This is a genomic window from Piscinibacter sp. HJYY11 (assembly GCF_016735515.1).
Lineage (GTDB): Bacteria > Pseudomonadota > Gammaproteobacteria > Burkholderiales > Burkholderiaceae_C > Rhizobacter.
Genome location: NZ_JAERQZ010000001.1, coordinates 2,552,473 through 2,572,483, shown reverse-complemented (window position 1 = coordinate 2,572,483; position 20,011 = coordinate 2,552,473). Strand labels below are relative to the sequence as shown.

Below are 20,011 nucleotides of genomic sequence, written 5' to 3'. Positions count from 1 at the left end.
AGTCGCTTCCGTGTCAACCCTCTCCGGTGAATTGCGGTGCGGGCTCGGGTGGCGACCAGCGCAGCGGCAGCGCGTGCGGGCGCCACCAGCCGTGTTGCACGGTGATGCGGATGGCGCGCAGATCGCCTTCCCACAGCAGCTCGGCGTCGCCGGTGAGCTGCAGCAGGTGGCCGTCGGCGTAGTCGATGAAGAGCAGGCCGGCGCGCGGGTTCACCGCGAGGTTGCCCATGGTGTTGAAGAAGCGGTTGCCGACGTAGTCGGGGATCGTCAGCACGGTGTGTCCGTCCTGTGTGGCGACATGCACGAAGCCGGGTGGGCCGCCGCGGTGCGACACGTCCACGCCTTCCGCGCCGGCATGCGCGCGCGGGTTGCGCGACGCCGTGGCGATGAAGAAGGTGTCGGCATGGCGCACGAGTTCGAGGGCCACATCGCCGAGCTTCGGGCCCTCTGCATGTGCGGCCCCGGGAGCGCGCGCCACCACGCGGGGCGTGCGGGCCTGGATGTACTTGGGGCAGTTGCCGAAGCTCTGGTCGACCTCGACGGTGATGCTGTCGCGATCGAGCGCCACCACGCTGCCGTTCATGCGGTTGCGCCGACGCGTCTGCGGCTCCAGGCCGAGCAGGCCGAGCGGTGTGTCGATCGCCGGCTGCCAGGGGTCGTCGACCGATGGTCGTGCGGCGATGCGCAGGTGGCGCTCGTCCGGCGCGGTGATGAAGCCCGGTGCGCCGTGCAGCACCGAGGCCCAGGGCCGCCCTTGCGCATCGAGGCTGCCCACCAGCAGCGTGGGCAGCTTCTCGAAGAGCTCGCGGTGCTGCTCGGGCATCCAGGTGCGCACCACCTGGCCCATCACCTCGGCCATGCGCTCGTGCACGCCGAGGCGGCGTTGCACCGCGTCTTCGCCGGCATGTCTCATGTCATGCCCCTCATGTCATGCACCTCCTGTCAGGCCAGCGCCTTCTGGCGCGGCATCGACACATAGCCCGGCAGCGCCTCGATGCGTGCGAGCCAGGCGCGCAGCTGCGGATAGGGTTCGAGCGACACGCCGCCTTCGGGCGCGTGCGAGGTGTAGGTGTAGAGCGCGATGTCGGCGATCGTCGGGTGCTCGGCGGCCAGATAGGGCGAGGTGGCCAGGTGCGTGTCGAGGCGCTGGAAGAGCTGTGCCGCGATCTCGGCGCAGCGCTCGTCTTGCGGGCGGCCGAAGAGCACGTTGACGCGTGCGTTGCCCGGGCCGTTGACCAGCGGGCCGGCGGCGACCGACAGCCAGCGCTGCACCTTCGCCGCGCCGACGGGGTCGCGCGGCAGCCAGCGGCCGCTGTCGTCGTAGCGCAGGGCGAGGTAGGTGAGGATGGCGTTGCTGTCGGCGAGTGTGACGTCGCCGTCCTGGATCACCGGCACCTGGCCGAACAGGTTGAGTGCGAGGAACTCGGGCCGCCTTTGTGCGCCCTTCGTCAGGTCGACCAGCGTCTCCTCGAAGGGCAGCTTGAGCAGGGAAAGAAAGAGCTTCACGCGGTGTGCGTGGCCGGACAACGGGAACTGGTACAGCTGGATGGTGGGCATGCGAGGCTCCTCTGTGGTGTTGCCCGAATGGTGGAAGGGCCGGCCGCAAGAGGGAATCACTGCGGCGCGCATTTGATAATTCCGCGCACAGAGAGGAATCGATGGACAAGCTCGAAGGCATGCGCATCTTCGTGACGGTGGCCGATGCCAAGGGCTTCGCGCCGGCGGCACGCCAGCTCGGCCTGTCGGCACCGGCGGTGACACGCGCGGTGGCCGCGCTCGAAGCCCGCATCGGCACGCAGCTCCTGCGTCGCAGCACGCGCCAGGTGGTGCTCACCGAGGCGGGCGTGCGCTTCCATGCCGATTGCAAGCGCATCCTGGCGGAGGTCGACGTGGCCGAGGCGTCGGCGAGCGGTGCGCACGCGGTGCCGCAGGGGCTGCTGTCGGTCACCGCGCCGGTGATCTTTGGTCGCCTGCACGTGGCGCCGGTGCTGCAGGACTTCCTGGGCCTGCACCCGCAGGTCAGCGCGCGCAGCTTCTACACCGACCAGATCGTGCACCTGCTCGACGAAGGCATGGACGTCGCCCTGCGCATCGCGCACCTGCCCGACTCGGGCCTTGTCGCGGTGCGCGTGGGCGAGGTGCGGCGCGTGGTGGTGGCCTCGCCGCAGTACCTGGCCGAACACGGCGTGCCGCGCACACCACAGGAGGTGTCGCAGCACCGTGGCATCGGCTTCTCGCAGCACGGCTCGGTGAGTTCGCCCTGGGTCTTCTACCCGCCCGGCCGCAGCGCCCGCGGCGATGGCGAGATCGCGCACCCGCAATTGCGCCACGTCACCAACGCAGGCGACGCCGCCATCGGCGGCGCGGTGGCGCACCAGGGCCTGGCACGGGCGCTGTCGTACCAGGTGGCCGAGCACGTGCTGGCCGGGCGCCTGCAGATCGTGATGGCCGACCACGAGCCGCCGCCGATCCCGGTGCAGCTGGTCCACGTGGACGGCCGACGCGCGGCGGCGAAGGTGCGGGCCTTCGTCGACCACGCCGCCGAGCGCCTGCGCGCCGAGCCGGTGCTCAACGGCACGTTGCGCTGGCCCGACCCGGCCTAGGGCCGCCACCGGCGGAGGCGAAAAAAAGCCCGGGGCAAGCCCGGGCTTGAAACTGAACCGAAGGAAAAATCACTCGGCCGGCGTGGTCAGCGTGCAGTTGCGCAGGCCGTAGATGTCGAGCGCCAGCTTGGCGGTGTTGCGCGCGGTGATGCCCCAGATGGTCTCCTGGGGGTTGAGGCCCAGGCTGGTGGGGAACACCGATGCGTCGTGCACCGACAGGTTGGTGATCTGGTGGTGGCGGCCGTTGCCGTTGACCACGCCCTTGGTCGGGTCGGCCGACATGCCGCAGCCGCCCATCTGGTGCGCCGAGTTCAGGCGGACACGGCCGGTCACCATGGGGAGAGCATCCACCGCGGCCTGGAAGGAGGCGTTGTCGGTGTAGCCCGCCGTGTTGGCGTCGATGTGGCCGATGAAGACGCGCTGTGCGCCGGCCGCGAAGTGCACCGCACCCTGCGACTTGATCGACTGGCGGATCGACTCCAGCACCGTGGCGCTGAGCGGGTAGTCCAGGGCCGGCGAACCATCGGCACGCAGCACCACACTGCCGCCCACGCTGTCGGACATGAAGCCGTCGCGCACGAAGGAAATCGTGACGCCGTACTTGTTGTAGTTCCTCATCAGCGCGGCATGCTGCTCGCCAAAGTACGTCGGGCCACCGGCCACCAGCACCGGGTGCAGCGGCGCCACTTCGAGCTTCCACCCCGGCGTGCCGGTGAGCGGCACGTTGTCGAGGTAAGCGTCGGAGTAGATCGACTGCGGCAGGCCCGAGTGGGCGGCGATGTCGTTGTTGTAGAAACCACCGACCGAGGCGCTCGGGTGCAGGAAGGTGCGCTTGCCCAGCGTGCCGTGCGGATCGGGTGCGCCCGAACGCATCAGCAGCGCAGGGCCGTTGATGGCGCTGGTGGCCTGCACGTAGTGGCGGGCCTTGATCGTCACCTTGCGGCCGCTGGGCTTGAGGCCCGACGGGTCCAGCGCGTCGCACACGATGCCGGTGATGGCGGTCTTGGCGGCGTTGAAGGTGTAGTTCAGGGCGCGCAGGCGGGTGTAGAGCGTGGCACCCAGCGACATGGCGACCGGCAGCGAGGTCACCAGCATCGACTGCTTGGCGTTGATCGGGCAACCCAGGCCGCAGTAGCCGAGCGCCGCACAACCCTTGACGTTGGGCGAGATCAGGCCCCACGACAGGCCGAGACGCGACAGGCCGGTCGACAGGATGCCGTTGTTGGCGTTGACCTGGCCGCTCCAGGGCTTGATGCTCAGGCGCTTCTCGACCAACGCGAACCACGGGTCCATCTTGGCCTTGGTGTACTCGGTCAGGCCGTAGACACGCTGCCAGTGCTCGAGCACCTGCGGCGCCGTGCGGAAGCTGGTGGCCCAGTTCACGGTGGTGCCGCCGCCGACGGTGCGGCCTTGCAGGATGCCGACGCCGCCGTCGACCGTGCGGCGGGCCAGGTTCTCCTGGTACATCGCCGGGTAGGCCTCGGACTCCTTCATGTTGAAGTCGCTCGACGACTTCAGCGGGCCCTCTTCGATCAGCACGACCTTGAGGCCGCTGGCTGCGAGCATTTCGGCGGTGAGGCCGCCGCCGGCGCCGGTGCCGATGATGGCCACGTCGAAGGTGGCGGTGCGGTCGGCGGTCAGGGTGGAGGCGTCGATGATCTTCCAGCCGGCGCGCTTGCCGACAACCCAGGGATCAACGGGCTTCTTGGACGGAATGGGGACGACTTGTGGGATGGGCATGTTGGCGTGCCTCTCAGACGATGCGGGGGGGACCGGCGTAGCCGATGGCCGGCCAGTTGGCCGGGTTCGAATAGAACGCGTTGGGGATCAGGCCCATGAACGCGCTGAAGATCGAGCGCTGGCTGGCGACCTGGCTCACACGCAGGCCTTCCAGCAAGGCGGCGAGCAGCGAGGCGGGCATCGCTTCCCACGTGGCGGGGAAGGCCGGGTTGAAGATCTGCGGGCCGTTCTTGAGGGTGTTGAACAGGCCGACGATGCCGGCCTGGTTGAGCGGCGGGTAGTTGCTGACGATCTCGCCAGCGCGCTGGGCGCAGAGCTCGATCGCGGCGGTGCGGGCGGTCGGGTCGGTCGGCAGGGCGCTGTTGCCCAGGATCACGGGCACCCAGACACGCAGGATGGCGAGCGACGCCGCATCCAGGCCTGAGACCGGTGGAACGACCTGCGCCTGGACGGTGCCGACGGCCGCCCCTCCTCCCAGCGCCAACGCTGCGCTGCCGGCAACGCCGGAGCTCAGCACTTCTCTTCGGTTCATCATGGGTTTCACTCCTTTTTTGGATCGCACGCGCGGACAAAAGCACGTGCGTGCGGATATGAACCCAATTCCGTGACAAAACGCTGAGGGAAAACGCCAGATAGAGGGTTGAATGATGGGAAAAAAACACACTGGTGCAAAATAATTGCGCACTAACGTGCATTTCCCGTGCTGGCGCGCCCCGCGCCCCCGGTCAGGCCAGGGTGGGGCGGGGTTCGGCCGGGGCCGGCTCGCCGGCGCACTGCACCCGGTTTCGACCCAGGCGCTTGGCGTCGAGCAGGCTGTCGTCGGCGAGCTTGAGGAGCTGTTCGACCGATTCGCTGGTGGCCCGCGAGTCGGCGACCCCGGCCGAGAAGGTGTTGGCCGCCAGCGACCCGGTCTCGAAATGGAAGGCGCGCCGCCGCCAGGCCTGGAGCAGCCTGAGCACCTTGCGCTGCGCCAGCGCGGCCGAGCTGCCGGGCATGAGCAGGCAGAACTCCTCGCCGCCGAAGCGGAAGGCTGCGTCGGCCTGCCGCGTGTTCTCGTTCAGCAAGGCGCCGAAGGCGGCCAGCAAGGTGTCGCCGGCGACGTGGCCGTGACGATCGTTGACGGCCTTGAAGTGGTCGAGGTCGATGATGGCCACCGCCAGCGGCTGGCCCTCGCGGTGCGCAAAGGCGAGCATCTGCGGCATCACGTCGTTGAGGTGGCGGCGGTTGAAGAGGCCGGTGAGGAAGTCGCGCGTGGCCTGCTGCTCCAGGCGCGACTTGAGCGCCTCCACTTCGTCGATCTTCAGCGAAAGCTGCTGGTTGATCGCCTCCAGCTCGGCGCGAGCCTTCTCGGTGGCGCGGCGCCGGGCTTCGGTTTCATCCAGGTGCTGCTGCAGGCGGCGCAGCTCAGTCTGCAACGAGGCGGCCTGGTAGCGCGCGCGTGAGGCCTGGTGACCACGTGCGACGTGGCAGCGTTGCCACTCGCGCAGGGCCGCGAGCGCGCGCTCGGGCTGGCCGAGCTGCTGGCAGGCGTCGGCCAGGGCCGCGTGGTAGAGGCAGCGCACGCGCAGGCTCAGGCCAGCGTCGGCCGCCTGCAGCAGAGGCTCTGCGTCATGCAGGTGCTGGGCGGCTTCGGTCAGCTTCGCATCGGCGCGCAGCACTTCGGCTTCGGCCACCACCAGCGTGAGCGCTTCGTCGGGCACCTCGACCTGGGTGCTGTTGTCGCGGGCGCGCGCCACGAGCTCGCGGGCCAGCGCCTGGTCACCGGCCCGCACGGCGGCCAGGGCCATGGTCTCGAAGTTGGCGTTGGTCGGGCCGCGGCCGGTTTCGTCGGCGGGCAGCTCCAGCAGCTGCTTCACGTCGGGCAGCGCCTCGGGCGCGCGGTCCAGGCCCATGAGGCAGATGATGCGGTTGATGAGCAGCACGCTCAGCAGGCGCGGGTTGTGCAGCTGCTTGTTGCGTGAAATGCCCTGCTCGACGTAGGCGAGCGCCTGGTGGAAGTCGCCGAGCTGGATCAGCTCGTGCGCAAGGTTGCAGTACAGCACCACCTCGAAGCCGTTGCTGCGCGTGGGCTTGGCCTCGTGCAGCGCCTGGTACATGTAGGCGAAGGCCTGCTCCGATTCGCCCAGCGACGAGTAGCAGCCGGCGATGACGTTGAGCAGCATGCCGAGCTCGTCGCGCTTGAGCACCTGCAGGCCTTCCGCGCGCAGCGGGAGCACGCGCTCCAGCGAGTCCCGATATTTCGCGTCGCGCCACAGGCAGCGCGCAATGCCCACTTCGGCGAGCAGGTGGCCGGCGCGGTCGTTCAAGCTGGCGAAGCAGGCCTCGGCCTGGCCCAGCTCGTGCGCGGCGGTCTGCGGCGTGGAGTACCAGATGAGGTGCAGCCCACGCACCAGCCGCGCCCAGCCTTCGGCGAGCGTGTCACCGTCTTCGAGGGCACGTGCGAGCGCCTGGTCGGCCAGCGCGATGCACCGGGTGGAGTCCTGGTACAGCAGCTTCCACGCGCGGCGCGCCGCGGCCAGCGCGGGCGTCGAAGGGGCAGCAGGGGCGGCCGGAGAGTCCATCGGGCGGAATTCTCTCCGCTTTCGCCCCGGGCTCCACCGGGCGGGATCAGGCCTTGAGCGCGCCCTCGGCCGAGTACTTGTAGAGCAGGTGCACCGCCTGGTGGCCGACCTGTCGCTCGTCGAAGCGGATGGGCAGGCCGCCGAGGTTCATCTGCCTGCCGCGCAGGGCGGCGGCCAGCGTCTGTCGGGTGGGGGCCGCCTTGGCCTTCATCTCGACCAGCGTGCGAGTGATCACGCTGCCGTAGACGAAGCCTTCGAAGGCGCTGAAGGAGCGGGTGAGGGCGTCGAGGTCCCGCTCGATCATCGCCTCGCGGAAGCGCACGGCGACCTCGGCGCGCGAGAACGCCGGGTTGCTGAACGGGCTGGCCACGCCCAGGCCGTTGAGGGCGCGCTCGCGGCTTTCGGCGAAGGGCCGGCTGATGACCTGCGACAAGGTGCACACCGGTGACATGTAGGTGTTGCCGCGGCCGCGCAGCTCCATCATCGTGTCGACCACCGCCTCGGTCGGCAGCAACAGCAGGACGCTCTGCGTGCCCGGCGTGGCAACGATTTCACGCGCGGCCGCCGCGAGCTTGTCGGCGCTGGTCGGGTCGACCGCCAGGGCGCGCGTGATGCTCGCGCCCGAGCCCTGCACCTGCTTGAGCAGCTCGCGGTGCCCGGGCCCGTCGACGTAGAGCACGCCGACGCGAGGCAGGCTCATGCTGGTGAAGGTCTTGAGCACGGCGCTCAGTTCATCGGCGTCGCTCGCCTTGAGGTGGAAGGCCCAGGGGTTCTCGGCACGCCGCAGCTCCGCCGCACTGGAGCGCATGCCGATCACCGGCAGGCGCAGGCGTGCCGCCACCGGCAGCGCGGCTTGCGCATGTTCGGTGGACCACAGGCCGCTGATCGCGACGACGTCTTGCCGGGCCAGCGCTTCCACGTTGGCGGCGGCCTGCTCGGGCTTGTAAGCGTCGTCGAGCTCCAGTACCTCGATCGGGAGCCCGCGGCGCTCGGCGGCGACCGCTTGCTGGAAGCCCGCCAGGAAATCGAGCCCGACGTCCGCGGTCGCGCCGGCCTGGATGGCGTTGCGCACGGTCGGCGCGCCGCTGAGTGGCAAGGTGACGCCGATCTTCAACACGGGCTGGGCGCGCAGCCACGTCGGCGTGGCGAGCGACGCGGTCGCGGCGGCCACGGTGGTCACGAAATGGCGTCGATGAAACGCAGGCATCGGGTGTCTCCTCACTTCGAAAGCCGGATCAGCCGGCCCTTTGAAATCGTTTTCAGACGCGAGGGTAACGAGACGGGGGTTGAGCGTCGACTAGGGAAACCGCGCGCGGGTGTGCGGTTTGACGCAGCTCACATGCTTCGCCGGTACTGGCCGCCGACTTCGAAGAGCGCGCCCGTGATCTGGCCGAGCGAACACACACGCACCGCGTCCATCAGCACCTCGAAGACGTTGCGGTTGTCGATCACGGCCTGCTGCAGGCGCTTGAGCATGGCGGGCGCCTCGCTCGCATGTTGCGCATGGAAATCGGCCAGGCGCTTGAGCTGCGACTGCTTCTCGTCGTCGGTCGAGCGCGCCAGCTGAATGTGCTGCGGCACCGGGTCGCCATGCGGGTTGCGGAAGGTGTTGACGCCGATGATGGGGTACTCGCCGGTGTGCTTGAGCATCTCGTAGCGCATGCTCTCTTCCTGGATCTGGCCGCGCTGGTAGCCGGTCTCCATCGCCCCCAGCACGCCGCCGCGCTCGGCGATGCGCTCGAATTCCTTCAGCACCGCCTCTTCGACGAGGTCGGTCAGCTCCTCGATCACGAAGGCGCCTTGGTTGGGGTTCTCGTTCTTCGCCAGGCCCCACTCGCGGTTGATGATGAGCTGGATGGCCATCGCGCGGCGCACGCTGTCCTCAGTGGGCGTGGTAATGGCCTCGTCGAAGGCATTGGTGTGCAGCGAGTTGCAGTTGTCGTAGATCGCGATCAGCGCCTGCAGCGTGGTGCGAATGTCGTTGAACTGGATCTCCTGCGCGTGCAGCGAGCGCCCGCTGGTCTGCACGTGGTACTTGAGCTTCTGGCTGCGCTCGTTGGCGCCGTACTTGTCGCGCATCGCCACCGCCCAGATGCGGCGCGCCACGCGGCCGAGCACGGTGTACTCGGGATCCATGCCGTTGCTGAAGAAGAAGCTGAGGTTCGGCGCGAAGTCGTCGATGTGCATGCCGCGCGCGAGGTAGGCCTCGACGAAGGTGAAGCCGTTGCTCAGCGTGAACGCGAGCTGCGAGATCGGGTTCGCGCCCGCTTCGGCAATGTGATAGCCGCTGATGCTCACCGAGTAGAAGTTGCGCACGCCGTGGTGCACGAAATACTCGGCCACGTCGCCCATCACCTTGAGGCTGAACTCGGTCGAGAAGATGCAGGTGTTCTGGCCCTGGTCTTCCTTGAGGATGTCGGCCTGCACGGTGCCGCGCACGTTCTGCTTCACCCAGGCGACGATCTTCTGGGCTTCGTCGTCGCTCGGATCACGGCCGTTGTCAGCCTTGAACTTGTCGAGTTGCTGGTCGATCGCCGTGTTCATGAACATCGCGAGGATGGTCGGCGCCGGGCCGTTGATCGTCATCGAGACGCTCGTGCTCGGGCTGCACAGGTCGAAGCCGCTGTAGAGCACCTTCATGTCGTCGAGCGTCGCGATGCTCACGCCGGAGTTGCCGACCTTGCCGTAGATGTCGGGGCGGAGCGCCGGGTCGTGGCCGTAGAGCGTGACGCTGTCGAAGGCGGTCGACAGGCGTTTGGCCGGCATGCCTTCGGAGAGCAGCTTGAAACGCCGGTTGGTGCGGAAGGCATCGCCTTCGCCGGCGAACATGCGCGTCGGGTCTTCGTTCTCACGCTTGAAGGCGAAGGTGCCGGCGGTGTAGGGGAAGCTGCCCGGTACGTTGTCGAGCAGCAGCCACTTGAGCGCTTCGCCGTGGTCCTCGTACTTCGGCAGCACCACCTTGCGCACCTTGGTGCCGCTGAGCGTGGTGGTGGTGAGCGCGGTGCGGATCTCCTTGTCGCGGATCTTCACCACGTACTCGTCGCCGGCGTAGGCCTGCTGCAGTGCCGGCCATTGGGCCAGTAGCTTCTTCGCGTGCGGGTCGAGGCGGGCCTCGCGCTGATCGGCCAGCGTGCGCACCGCGTTGACGGCGTTGGTCTTGTCGGGGTTGTCCTCGGTCAGCATGCGGCCGGACTCGCGCAGCTGCTGGATCTCGCGTGCGAGGCGCGATTGCTGGACGGCCTGCGCCTTGTAGTGGCGCACCGAGTCGCTGATCTCGGCGAGGTAGCGCACCCGCGCGCCGGGCACGATCGGCACCTGGTGCGTGCTGTGGCGGGTGCTCACCGTGGGCAGCCTGCGCTCGCCTGTCTTCAAACCCAGTTCGGTGAGGCGCGGCAGCAGCGCCTGGTAAAGCGCCGTCACGCCGTCGTCGTTGAAGCGGCTCGCCATCGTGCCGAACACCGGCATCTCGTCCGGGCTCTTGCCGAACGCTTCGCGATTGCGCAGGACCTGCTTCGCGACATCGCGCAGCGCATCGGCCGCGCCCTTGCGGTCGAACTTGTTGATGGCCACGAACTCGGCGAAGTCGAGCATGTCGATCTTCTCCAGCTGGCTCGCAGCGCCGAACTCGGGTGTCATCACGTACATCGGCACGTCGACCAGTGGCACGATGGCCGCATCGCCCTGGCCGATGCCGGAGGTCTCGACGATCACGAGGTCGAAGCCGGCCACCTTGCAGGTGGCCAGCACGTCGGGCAGGGCCTGGCTGATCTCGCTGCCGAAGTCGCGGGTGGCGAGCGAGCGCATGAAGACGCGTGCACCCTGTTGCCAGGGGCTGATGGCATTCATGCGGATGCGGTCACCGAGCAGCGCGCCGCCGCTCTTGCGGCGTGACGGGTCGATCGAGATCAGCGCGACACGCAGCGCATCGCCCTGGTCGAGCCGCAGCCGGCGGATCAGCTCGTCGGTCAAGCTCGACTTGCCCGCACCACCGGTGCCGGTGATGCCGAGCACCGGGATGCGCGTCGTTTTCGCGGCCTCGTGCAAGGCGGCCTTCAGCGATGCATCGGCCGCGCCGTTTTCCAGCGCCGTGATGAGCTGCGCGAGGGCGCGCCAGTTCGCTTCGCCATGGCCTTGAATGGCACCGAGCGACGTCGGTGCATGCGACGACAGCTCATGGTCGCAGCGCATCACCATCTCGCCGATCATGCCCTGCAGCCCCATGCGCTGCCCGTCTTCCGGGCTGTAGATGCGCGCCACGCCATAGCCTTGGAGCTCGGCGATCTCGCTCGGCACGATCACGCCGCCACCGCCGCCGAACACCTGGATGTGCGCGCCACCTCGCTCGCGCAGCAGGTCGACCATGTACTTGAAGTACTCCACGTGGCCGCCCTGGTAGGAACTGATCGCAATGCCCTGCACATCTTCCTGCAGGGCGGCCGTCACCACTTCGTCGACCGAGCGGTTGTGCCCGAGGTGGATCACCTCCGCACCCATGCTCTGCAGGATGCGCCGCATGATGTTGATCGCGGCGTCGTGCCCGTCGAAGAGGCTGGCCGCAGTGACGAAGCGCACCTTGTTCGTCGGGCGGTAGTTCGCGAGCGCCTTGAGCTCGGCGGAAAGGTCGGTCATGTTCTTGTCTCCTGTCGTGGTTCTGTCGTTATGCGTTGGACTCAGACCACTTTGAGGTTCTTGAGCGCTGGGTCGCCGGGCGGGTAGCGCAGCTTCAGCGACTGGAACACCTGCTTCATCACGGTCGCGATCATCAGGTTGCGGTGCGTCTTCGAATCGGCCGGCACGACGTGCCACGGCGCCCAATGCGTGCCGGTGGCGGAGATCGCGTCGGCATAGGCCTGCTGGTACTGCTTCCACTGCTTGCGCACCTCGAGGTCGCCGGCGGAAAACTTCCAGCGCTTGGTCGGGTCGTCGATGCGTTCCTGCAGGCGCTTGCGCTGCTCTTCCTTGGAGATGTGCAGCATGAACTTCACGACCACCGTGCCGGTCTCGGTGAGCATGCGCTCGAAGTCGTTGATGTGGGCGTAGCGCTGCTTCACCTGCGCCGGCGTGATCCATTTGTTGACGGCGGGCACGAGCACGTCTTCGTAGTGGCTGCGGTTGAAGACGGTCACCTCGCCCGCGGCCGGCACGTGCTGGTGGATGCGCCAGAGGTAGTCGCGCGCACGTTCGGCTTCGGTCGGCGCCTTCCAGGCGACGGTGTGCACGCCGAGAGCGCTCATCTGACCGAAGACGCCGCGCAGCGTGCCGTCTTTCCCGCTGGTGTCGGTGCCTTGCAACACCACCAGCAGCTTGAAGCGGCGGTCGGCATAGAAGAGGTTCTGCAGCTCGTCGAGCTCCTGGGCGAGCGCTTCGACGGCCGCCTTGTCGGCCGCTTTGTCGCCGCTGGAGTAAGGCTTGGCTTGCGGCGAAACCTTGGCCAGATCGAAACGGACGGGTTTGTCGCCTGCCTTCGCGTGCTGGTAGGGCTTGAGGGTCGGGGTAGGTCCGGGCACGTCGCCTCCAATTGACGTATACGTCAATTGGCAGTGTATCGCTCCCGGGCGCTGCACCCCCGTCCGTGGGGCGGTCAAGCGGGGTTTCTGGCTGCCTCGAAAGATGGGTTTGGCGGCAAAATCCCGGCCACAGAGGGCGCTGGAGGGTGCCCAGAGAGAAAAGCAGTGAGAGGAGTGTTGCCCGTGTCCACGCCGTTCGTTCCCGTCAAAACCTCTGAAGCGGTGCAGGAGCTGCAAAGCCGCCAACGCAAGCTGAGCCAGCGCCACCGCACCGTGCTGCTGCTGGTCGATGGGCGCCGTGCCGAAGATGAGGTACGGCAGCTCGCGGTGGCGGCAGGTTCGCCCGACACCTGCTACGACGAGCTGGTCGACCTCGGCATGATCTCGCGCCCGGCGCCGCTCGATTCGGCGCCGATGCCGCTGGACGCGGTCGACGTCGAGGTGGACGTGCCGGAGCCCGCGCGGGTGCAGGCGCGCCACGCGCAGGAGTCGGACGCGGTGGCCGTGGCCGACTCGGTGATCAGCAGCTTCCTGCCCGCCGCGGCCAGCCTGCAGCCGGAATCGCGCCTCGACTCCTCGCTCCAGGAACTGTCGGGTGTGTCGGGTGCAGCGATGGACGCGGTCGAGGCCGAGCGCGAGTCGGGCGTGCAAGACGAGGCGCTGGAAGAAGCGCGCGACATCCTGCTGCGCGCGGTGAAGGCCGAGGCCCCGGTGGCCGGCTCATTGACCATGCTCCGCTTGCGGCGTGCCCGCACGCGCGAAGATCTGGAGGCCTTGCTCGAAGAGGTCGAGGGCCGCATCTTCAAGCCGTTCAAGGGCTTGTGGGCGTCTCAGACCATGGCCCGCGTGCGCGAACTGCTGGCCACCCAACCGCCCCTGTCCATCCCGTCTTCCTGATGACCTTTCTCGCCCTCGACGTCGGCAACACCCGCCTCAAATGGGCCTTGTACGCCTCGCCGCAGCCGGGTGCCGCCCTGATGGCGCATGGCGCGGTCTTCCTCGAGACGATCGACCACCTCGCTGAGCACGACTGGAAGAAGCTTCCGGCGCCCACCAGCATGCTGGGCTGCGTGGTGGCCGGCGAGAGCATCCGCCGCCGTGTCGAGGAGCAGCTCGAGATCTGGGACATCGACCCGCGCTGGGTGGTGTCGTCCAACCACGCGGCCGGCATCACCAACGGCTATGAACATCCCGCCCGCCTGGGCCCCGATCGCTGGGTTGCGATGATCGGCGCGTGGCACCACGTGTGCTCGCGCGGCGCGCCACGTCCGGTGCTGGTGGTGATGGTCGGCACCGCCGTCACGGTCGATGCGGTCGACGAGACCGGCCAGTTCCTCGGCGGCCTGATCCTGCCCGGCTTCGGTGTGATGCAGAACGCGCTGGAAATGGGCACCGCCGGCCTGCGGGTGCCGACCGGCGAAGTGGTGGACTTCCCCACCAACACCAGCGATGCGCTGATGAGTGGCGGCGTCAATGCCATGGCCGGCGCGGTCGAGCGCATGTACCGCAAGCTGCGCGCGAAGACCGGGCAGGAGCCGGTGCTCCTGATGTCGGGCGGTGCGTCGCCCAAGTTGTCACCGGTGACCGACCTCAAGTTCGAGGTCGTGGAGCGGCTGGTGTTCGACGGGCTGCTGGCGCTGCAGTCGCACCGCCTCGCGCTCTGAGCGCGGCCCCCCGGAAGAAACTTCGCGTTCCTGCCACTGCGGCGTCGGGAGACGATCCGCGCGCTTGATGTCGTTTGCGTGCCAAATGCCGCGAAGCGTCTGGGCACCTGTAACGTAACACCATGGAAACCCGGGACGTGGCGATCCTCATGACGTGCGTTCATCATTCATAAAGAATTCAGAAATGTTTTGAAATGTTGGCGCGCGGCGCCAGGAGGCGCCCGTGAACCGCTCGATCCGAATGATGTCCCGTGCCGCCATGGCGGTGCTGCTCGGTGTGGCCGCCGCCGCCGCACCGGCCGGCGAAGTGGAGGTGCTGCACTGGTGGACCTCCGGCGGCGAGGCCAAGTCCGTCGACGAGCTGAAGCGCGCGTTGGCCACCCAGGGCCACGCATGGCGCGACCTGGCCGTGCAAGGCGGGGGCGGCGATGCCGCGATGACGGTGCTGCGCTCCCGTGTCACCGGCGGCAACCCGCCGACCGCCGCGCAACTCAAGGGCCCGGCCATCCAGGAGTGGGGGCGCATGGGCGTCCTGGCCAACCTGGACGACGTGGCCACCGAGCAGCGCTGGGACGCTCAACTGCCCAAGGTCGTCGCCGAGGCGATGAAATACAACGGCCACTATGTGGCGGTGCCGGTCAATGTGCATCGCGTGAACTGGCTCTGGATCAACCGCGATGCCTTGCGCAAGGTCGGCACCCGCGCACCGCAGAGCTGGGATGAATTCTTCGCCTTGGCCGAGAAACTGCAGCGCGCGGGCATCGTGCCGGTGGCCCACGGCGGCCAGCCGTGGCAGGAGTTCACCACCTTCGAGACGGTGGCGCTGGGGGTGGGCGGGGCTGATTTCTACCGCAAGGCCTTCGTCAAGCTCGACCCTGCGGCGTTGAAGAGCGGGACCATGGAGAGCGTGCTGACGACCTTTCGTCGCATCAAGGCCTACACCGACAAGGCCGCGCCGCGGCGAGACTGGAACCAGGCCACCGCCATGGTGATTCGCGGCGAGGCGGCCATGCAGTTCATGGGCGACTGGGCCAAGGGCGAGTTCCTCGCGGCGGGCAAGGTCCCGAACAAGGATTTCCTCTGTGTCTCGGCGCCCGGCACCGAGCGCTCCTACATCTTCAACATCGACAGCTTTGCGATGTTCCAGCTGCAGAGCGCGGCGGCGCGCACGGCACAGCGTGCCTTGGTGACCTCGATCATGAGCCCCGCCTTCCAGGAGATCTTCAACCTCAACAAGGGCTCGATCCCGGTCGCCGCCGGTGTGAACATGGGGCGCTTCGACCTCTGCGGACAGGAGTCAGGCGCCTACTTCACCGCCACCGCCATGATCAACACGCTGGTGCCGTCGATCGCGCACAAGATGGCGCAGCCGGCCGCCGTGGAGGACGCGTTCAAGGAGACGGTCGCCGCGTTCTGGAACGACGAGCGCATCACCAGCGCCCAGGCCATGGACCGCTTCGTCGCCGCGGCAAGGCCCAAGCCGTGAATTCGGCGAGCTCAGCGGCTCAGAGGATGTAGCGCGACAGGTCTTCGTTCTTCGAGAGGTCGCCGAGCTTGGCGTCGACTTCGGTGGCGCCGAGCGACACCGTCTGGCCCGAGAGCTTCGGTGCATCGAAGCTCACCTCGTCGAGCAGCCGCTCCATCACCGTCGACAGGCGGCGGGCGCCGATGTTCTCAGTGCGCTCGTTCACGTCATAGGCGATCTGCGCGAGCCGGCGGATGCCGTCGGGCTTGAGCTCCAGCGTCACCCCTTCGGTGGCCAGCAGCGCCTGGTACTGCTTCACCAGGCTCGCATGCGTCTGCGTGAGGATGGCCTCGAAGTCGTCGACGCTCAGCGAGCCCAGCTCCACGCGAATCGGGAAGCGGCCTTGCAGCTCGGGGATCAGGTCGCTCGGCTTGCTGAGGTGGAAGGCACCCGAGGCGATGAAGAGGATGTGGTCGGTCTTCACCATGCCGTACTTGGTGTTGACGGTGGTGCCTTCGACCAGCGGCAGCAGGTCGCGTTGCACGCCCTGGCGCGACACGTCGGCGCCGCTCGTTTCCTGGCGCGAGGCGACCTTGTCGATCTCGTCGAGGAAGACGATGCCGTTCTGCTCGGTGTTGGCGATGGCGCGGGTCTTGATCTCGTCCTCGTTGACGAGCTTGGCGGCTTCTTCTTCGGTGAGCAGCTTCAGCGCCTCGGCGATCTTCACCTTGCGCTGCTTCTTCTTCGTGGCACCGAGGTTGGCGAACATGCCCTTGAGCTGCTCGGCCATCTCGTCCATGCCGGGCGGGCCCATGATCTCGAGCATGGGCTTGGGGTCGGCGACCTCGATCTCGATTTCCTTGTCGTCGAGCGACCCTTCGCGCAGGCGTTTGCGCATGACCTGGCGGGCGGTGTTGTCGGTGGGCTGCGAGGGCGACAGACCGAAATCGCTTCGCGGTGGCGGCACCAGCACGTCGAGCACCCGGTCTTCGGCGGCGTCTTCGGCGCGGGCGCGCTGGCGCCGCATGGCGTGCTCGCGCTCCTGCTTGACGGCCATCTCGGCGAGGTCGCGGATGATGGTGTCGACGTCCTTGCCGACGTAGCCCACCTCGGTGAACTTGGTCGCCTCGACCTTGATGAAGGGTGCATCGGCGAGCTTGGCCAGGCGGCGCGCGATCTCGGTCTTGCCAACGCCTGTCGGTCCGATCATCAGGATGTTCTTCGGGGTGATCTCGCCACGCAGCGCTTCATCGACCTGCTGGCGGCGCCAGCGGTTGCGCAGCGCGATGGCCACCGAGCGCTTGGCGGCGGCCTGGCCGACGATGTGGCGGTCGAGCTCCGACACGATCTCTTGCGGGGTCATGTTGAAGCTCATTCCAGCGTCTCGATGATGTGGTTCTGGTTGGTGTAGATGCAAAGGTCGCCCGCGATCTCGAGCGAGCGCTTGACGATGTCCTTGGGCGCCATCTCGGTGTGCTGCAGCAGGGCGATCGCCGAGGCCTGCGCGTACGAGCCGCCCGAGCCGATGGCGACGATGCCTTTCTCGGGCTCCAGCACATCGCCGTTGCCGGTGATGATGAGCGAGGCGTCCTTGTCGGCCACGGCCAACATCGCTTCCAGGCGGCGCAGCACCCGATCGGTGCGCCAGTCCTTGGTCAGCTCGATGGCAGCGCGCACCAGGTGGCCCTGGTGCTTCTCGAGCTTGGCCTCGAAGCGTTCGAAGAGGGTGAAGGCGTCGGCGGTCGCGCCGGCAAAGCCGGCGAGCACCTGGTCGCGGTAGAGCTTGCGCACCTTGCGGGCGGTCGATTTGACGACCACGTTGCCCAGAGTCACCTGGCCGTCGCCGCCAAGGGCCACGACATTGCCGCGGCGCACGCTCAGGATGGTCGTGCCGTGATATTGGTCCATGAGGGGGTCAGATTCGGGCGTTGCCCGAGGGTTCAAGCCGAGCGTCGCAGAAAAAGTCGCGCGATCAGACGACGCGGACTTTCACCTTCGCATGCTCGTTGATGCCCATCGCACCGAAGAAGAGCGCAACCAGGCGATGCGAGTCGGTGAATTGCACCGTGCGGTTCTCGCTGCGGCGTGCCAGCACCCAATTGAGCAGGTCGCCGGCGGCGATGAAGTCGACGCGGATCAGCTTGGCGCACGAGACCGTGACGATGCTGGCGGTGCCGAGCTCGTTGTTCATCTTGGTGAGGGTGGCGCTGATGTCGCCCACCAGCTGGCCCGACAGCTCCACGCGGGCCACTTCGACGACGCCGGGCTCGTCGATGATCTGCGACTCCTGGAAGGTGGTCGACACGTCGCTCACCACCGACATCGGCGGCGATTGCGTGCTCACCGTCGCGCCGCTGATGCGGGCCTGGCAGGTCACGGGCTCCCACGACGGGGGCGACACCTCGTAGGTCACGCAGTAGTCGATGGCGGCCTCGTCGAACTGGTCCGCGCGGTTGGCGATGCGCAGCACATCCAGGCGCAGTTGCCAGTAGACGGGGTCGGCATCGCGCACGCCGGTCGGCGCGGCGTCCTGGATGACGTCGAGCAGGCGCTCGCCGCTCAGCCAGCGCATGTCGAGCGTCTGCGGCATCCAGGTGCGGAAGAGTTCGGACAGGCGCGCGGCGCCTTCGACGTCGATGCTCTTCAGGCCGCTCCAGTCGAACACCCAGGGCAGCGGCATCTGCAGCGTCTGCGAACGCAGCTTGGCCACGGCTTCGGCGTCGAGCGATGCCGGACAGACCCAGCCGACCTGGCCGTCGACGCGGGTGCGGGGCTGGCGCTCCTCGCTTGCGGCCTCGGCCACCATCTTGGGCATCGAGAACCATTGCGGGGCCGACCAGCCGAAGGCCTGGGCATAGTCGATCGCGAGGCTTTCGAACTTGTGCTGCTGGCCGATCGCGCGGTAGAGGTCGAACAGCGCCAGCCAGGTCTCGGCGTGCTGGGCGCGCGGGCCGCCCTGGCCGGTGAGGCCGGCGAGCGATTGTTCGCACAGCTCGAAGTCGGCGTTGGCGAAGGCGATGACGGCTTCGTCGAGCTCGGGGTCGTGGGCGACTTCGCTCAACTCGGCGAACTGGCTGCCGGTGCCGGCGTCGAGGTCGAGGGGCGCCATTGCCGGCTGAACGGGCGCAGCTGCAGCCGGCGCAACGGCCGTGCGAGCCGGGGCGGGCCGTGGCTCGGGAGCGGGCGGTGTTGTGCCTGCATCGGGCTGCGTGCGGGCATAGCCCATCGCGGCCGGCTGGGTGGGTGCTTCGTAGAACTGGGGCGTGCGGCGAGGCGAGGGCGAGGCGAGGCCATCGCCCACCATCTGCTGCTCGATCTCGTCGATCTTGGCCTTGACGCCGCTGTCCTGCTTGGCGCCCGATTCCTGCATGCGAGCTTCGGAATCGTCGAGGCGCGACGAGCCGCCGAGGGCGGCGAGCTGCTCGCCGGTCAGGCCTTCGCGGCGCACCTTGCGCAGCATGTCGAACTCGCGCTTGCGGACGAAGTCATTGCGCCGCTTGCGCTCGATCATCGCCTTCAGCTCGGACTTGGCGTATTCGCTTTCGCGGGCGTCTTCGGCAGGCGTGCCGAGTTGTGCCCAGTCGGTGGCCGGGTTGGCCACGAACTTGACCACCTTACGGAAGAAGCTGTTGCTGTCTTTCGAATCCGCCATGAGGAAGGGGCTGTCGCTCGGCGACCTCAGTCGCCGAACATCTTCTGTTTCAGCTCGCGCCGCTGCTGGGCTTCGAGGGACAGTGTAGCGGTCGGTCGGGCGATCAGGCGACCCAGGCCGATCGGTTCGCCGGTTTCGTCGCAGAAGCCGTAGTCGCCGGCGTCGATGCGCGCGAGCGACTGTGAAATCTTCTTCAGGAGCTTGCGCTCACGGTCTCGTGTACGCAGCTCGAGGGCGTGCTCTTCCTCGATGGTGGCGCGATCGGCGGGGTCGGGCACGATCGTGGTGTCTTCGCGCAGGTGCTCGGTGGTTTCACCGGCATTGCTGAGCAGGTCGTCCTTGAGCGTCTGCAGCTTCACGCGGAAGAACTCCAGCTGCTTGTCGTTCATGTATTCCGAGTCGGGCATGGCCAGCACCTCGGCCTCGGTCAGCTCGCGGCCCGACTTGGACTTCCAGGCGTTGGCCAGCTTCGGGTCGGACTTTTGCGGCGCCTTGACCGCATCGGCCAGGATGGGGTCGACCATGCGGGCCGGGGGGCGCGGCGGCGCGAACCGGTCTGCGAAGCGAGACGTCGCAGGCGGCACCGGGGCCGGAGTGGAGGCCGCGGCAGAGGCGCGCGCGGCAGCCGACATCTTGGGTTGCGGCGTCTTGGCAGGCTTGGGCGGTTCGGCGGGAGGAGCGGGTACGGCGGCTTTGGTCACGGTGACTGTTTTGACGGGTTCCGGTGCTGCTGGCACGGCCTTGGCCACTGGCTTGGCGGGCGCGGTCTTGGCGGGGGCTGGTTTTGCCGCGGGCGCCGCCGCAGGTTTTGCGGCGGGT

General features: G+C 67.9%; 16 protein-coding genes. 4 read left to right on the top strand and 12 right to left on the bottom strand.

All coding sequences use genetic code 11. The features are described from left to right. Positions 1–13: 13 nt before the first annotated feature. Together JI745_RS11810 and JI745_RS11805 are read right to left on the bottom strand one after the other, a co-directional pair. Positions 14–913, bottom strand: a complete 900-nt coding sequence (locus JI745_RS11810; protein WP_201806432.1) for a pyridoxamine 5'-phosphate oxidase family protein — start codon at positions 911–913, stop codon at positions 14–16. Between the two features lie 29 nt (positions 914–942). Continuing rightward, positions 943–1,557 carry a glutathione S-transferase family protein gene (locus JI745_RS11805; RefSeq protein WP_201806431.1) on the bottom strand — a complete coding sequence of 205 codons (615 nt, stop codon included), beginning with the start codon at positions 1,555–1,557 and terminating at the stop codon, positions 943–945. Positions 1,558–1,658: 101 nt separating this feature from the next. On the opposite strand from JI745_RS11805, the gene JI745_RS11800 reads away from it, so the two are divergent. After that, positions 1,659–2,603, top strand: a complete 945-nt coding sequence (locus tag JI745_RS11800) for a LysR family transcriptional regulator (protein ID WP_201806429.1) — start codon at positions 1,659–1,661, stop codon at positions 2,601–2,603. A gap of 69 nt (positions 2,604–2,672) precedes the next feature. On the opposite strand, the gene JI745_RS11795 is transcribed toward JI745_RS11800, so the two are convergent. From JI745_RS11795 to JI745_RS11770, 6 genes are all read right to left on the bottom strand, one after another. Continuing rightward, positions 2,673–4,343: a GMC family oxidoreductase gene (locus JI745_RS11795; protein WP_201806428.1), complete on the bottom strand. Its 1,671-nt coding sequence runs from the start codon at positions 4,341–4,343 to the stop codon at positions 2,673–2,675. A 13-nt stretch (positions 4,344–4,356) separates the two neighbouring features. After that, positions 4,357–4,878: a hypothetical protein gene (locus JI745_RS11790; protein WP_201806427.1), complete on the bottom strand. Its 522-nt coding sequence runs from the start codon at positions 4,876–4,878 to the stop codon at positions 4,357–4,359. Between the two features lie 190 nt (positions 4,879–5,068). Further along, positions 5,069–6,904 carry a GGDEF domain-containing protein gene (locus JI745_RS11785; protein ID WP_201806426.1) on the bottom strand — a complete coding sequence of 612 codons (1,836 nt, stop codon included), beginning with the start codon at positions 6,902–6,904 and terminating at the stop codon, positions 5,069–5,071. A gap of 46 nt (positions 6,905–6,950) precedes the next feature. After that, positions 6,951–8,111 (bottom strand): ABC transporter substrate-binding protein, encoded by a 1,161-nt coding sequence (locus tag JI745_RS11780; RefSeq protein WP_201806422.1) that lies wholly within the window; start codon positions 8,109–8,111, stop codon positions 6,951–6,953. 128 nt (positions 8,112–8,239) lie between these two features. After that, positions 8,240–11,533, bottom strand: a complete 3,294-nt coding sequence (icmF, locus tag JI745_RS11775; protein ID WP_201806420.1) for a fused isobutyryl-CoA mutase/GTPase IcmF — start codon at positions 11,531–11,533, stop codon at positions 8,240–8,242. A 41-nt stretch (positions 11,534–11,574) separates the two neighbouring features. Beyond that, positions 11,575–12,411, bottom strand: a complete 837-nt coding sequence (locus JI745_RS11770) for a PPK2 family polyphosphate kinase (RefSeq protein ID WP_310738591.1) — start codon at positions 12,409–12,411, stop codon at positions 11,575–11,577. A gap of 183 nt (positions 12,412–12,594) precedes the next feature. On the opposite strand from JI745_RS11770, the gene JI745_RS11765 reads away from it, so the two are divergent. The 3 genes from JI745_RS11765 (at position 12,595) to JI745_RS11755 (ending at position 15,561) form a co-directional block, all read left to right on the top strand. Beyond that, entirely contained in the window at positions 12,595–13,308 is a 714-nt protein-coding gene (locus JI745_RS11765) for a hypothetical protein (protein ID WP_201806410.1), read from the top strand. Next, entirely contained in the window at positions 13,308–14,075 is a 768-nt protein-coding gene (locus tag JI745_RS11760) for a type III pantothenate kinase (protein ID WP_201806409.1), read from the top strand. Before JI745_RS11765 ends, JI745_RS11760 begins: the two co-directional genes overlap by 1 nt. 244 nt (positions 14,076–14,319) lie before the next feature. Further along, positions 14,320–15,561, top strand: a complete 1,242-nt coding sequence (locus JI745_RS11755) for an ABC transporter substrate-binding protein (RefSeq protein WP_404932848.1) — start codon at positions 14,320–14,322, stop codon at positions 15,559–15,561. A gap of 19 nt (positions 15,562–15,580) precedes the next feature. Here the strand turns inward: JI745_RS11755 and hslU are convergent, their stop codons facing one another. The 4 genes from hslU to dksA form a co-directional block, all read right to left on the bottom strand. Further along, positions 15,581–16,915: an ATP-dependent protease ATPase subunit HslU gene (hslU, locus tag JI745_RS11750; RefSeq protein ID WP_201806408.1), complete on the bottom strand. Its 1,335-nt coding sequence runs from the start codon at positions 16,913–16,915 to the stop codon at positions 15,581–15,583. Continuing rightward, positions 16,912–17,448: an ATP-dependent protease subunit HslV gene (gene hslV, locus JI745_RS11745; protein WP_201806407.1), complete on the bottom strand. Its 537-nt coding sequence runs from the start codon at positions 17,446–17,448 to the stop codon at positions 16,912–16,914. Before hslV ends, hslU begins: the two co-directional genes overlap by 4 nt. 64 nt (positions 17,449–17,512) lie before the next feature. Beyond that, positions 17,513–19,192 (bottom strand): hypothetical protein, encoded by a 1,680-nt coding sequence (locus JI745_RS11740; RefSeq protein WP_201806405.1) that lies wholly within the window; start codon positions 19,190–19,192, stop codon positions 17,513–17,515. A gap of 26 nt (positions 19,193–19,218) precedes the next feature. Beyond that, positions 19,219–19,716: an RNA polymerase-binding protein DksA gene (gene dksA / locus JI745_RS26900; protein WP_404932810.1), complete on the bottom strand. Its 498-nt coding sequence runs from the start codon at positions 19,714–19,716 to the stop codon at positions 19,219–19,221. Between the last annotated feature and the right edge of the window lie 295 nt (positions 19,717–20,011).

Excerpts from the sequence above, each read along its gene's own strand:
- JI745_RS11810 (WP_201806432.1), bottom strand. The coding sequence starts at position 913 with ATGAGACATGCCGGCGAAGACGCGGTGCAACGCCGCCTCGGCGTGCAC.
- JI745_RS11805 (WP_201806431.1), bottom strand. The coding sequence starts at position 1,557 with ATGCCCACCATCCAGCTGTACCAGTTCCCGTTGTCCGGCCACGCACAC.
- JI745_RS11800 (WP_201806429.1), top strand. The coding sequence starts at position 1,659 with ATGGACAAGCTCGAAGGCATGCGCATCTTCGTGACGGTGGCCGATGCC.
- JI745_RS11795 (WP_201806428.1), bottom strand. The coding sequence starts at position 4,343 with ATGCCCATCCCACAAGTCGTCCCCATTCCGTCCAAGAAGCCCGTTGAT.
- JI745_RS11790 (WP_201806427.1), bottom strand. The coding sequence starts at position 4,878 with ATGATGAACCGAAGAGAAGTGCTGAGCTCCGGCGTTGCCGGCAGCGCA.
- JI745_RS11785 (WP_201806426.1), bottom strand. The coding sequence starts at position 6,904 with ATGGACTCTCCGGCCGCCCCTGCTGCCCCTTCGACGCCCGCGCTGGCC.
- JI745_RS11780 (WP_201806422.1), bottom strand. The coding sequence starts at position 8,111 with ATGCCTGCGTTTCATCGACGCCATTTCGTGACCACCGTGGCCGCCGCG.
- icmF (WP_201806420.1), bottom strand. The coding sequence starts at position 11,533 with ATGACCGACCTTTCCGCCGAGCTCAAGGCGCTCGCGAACTACCGCCCG.
- JI745_RS11760 (WP_201806409.1), top strand. The coding sequence starts at position 13,308 with ATGACCTTTCTCGCCCTCGACGTCGGCAACACCCGCCTCAAATGGGCC.
- JI745_RS11755 (WP_404932848.1), top strand. The coding sequence starts at position 14,320 with ATGTCCCGTGCCGCCATGGCGGTGCTGCTCGGTGTGGCCGCCGCCGCC.
- hslU (WP_201806408.1), bottom strand. The coding sequence starts at position 16,915 with ATGAGCTTCAACATGACCCCGCAAGAGATCGTGTCGGAGCTCGACCGC.
- hslV (WP_201806407.1), bottom strand. The coding sequence starts at position 17,448 with ATGGACCAATATCACGGCACGACCATCCTGAGCGTGCGCCGCGGCAAT.
- JI745_RS11740 (WP_201806405.1), bottom strand. The coding sequence starts at position 19,192 with ATGGCGGATTCGAAAGACAGCAACAGCTTCTTCCGTAAGGTGGTCAAG.
- dksA (WP_404932810.1), bottom strand. The coding sequence starts at position 19,716 with ATGGTCGACCCCATCCTGGCCGATGCGGTCAAGGCGCCGCAAAAGTCC.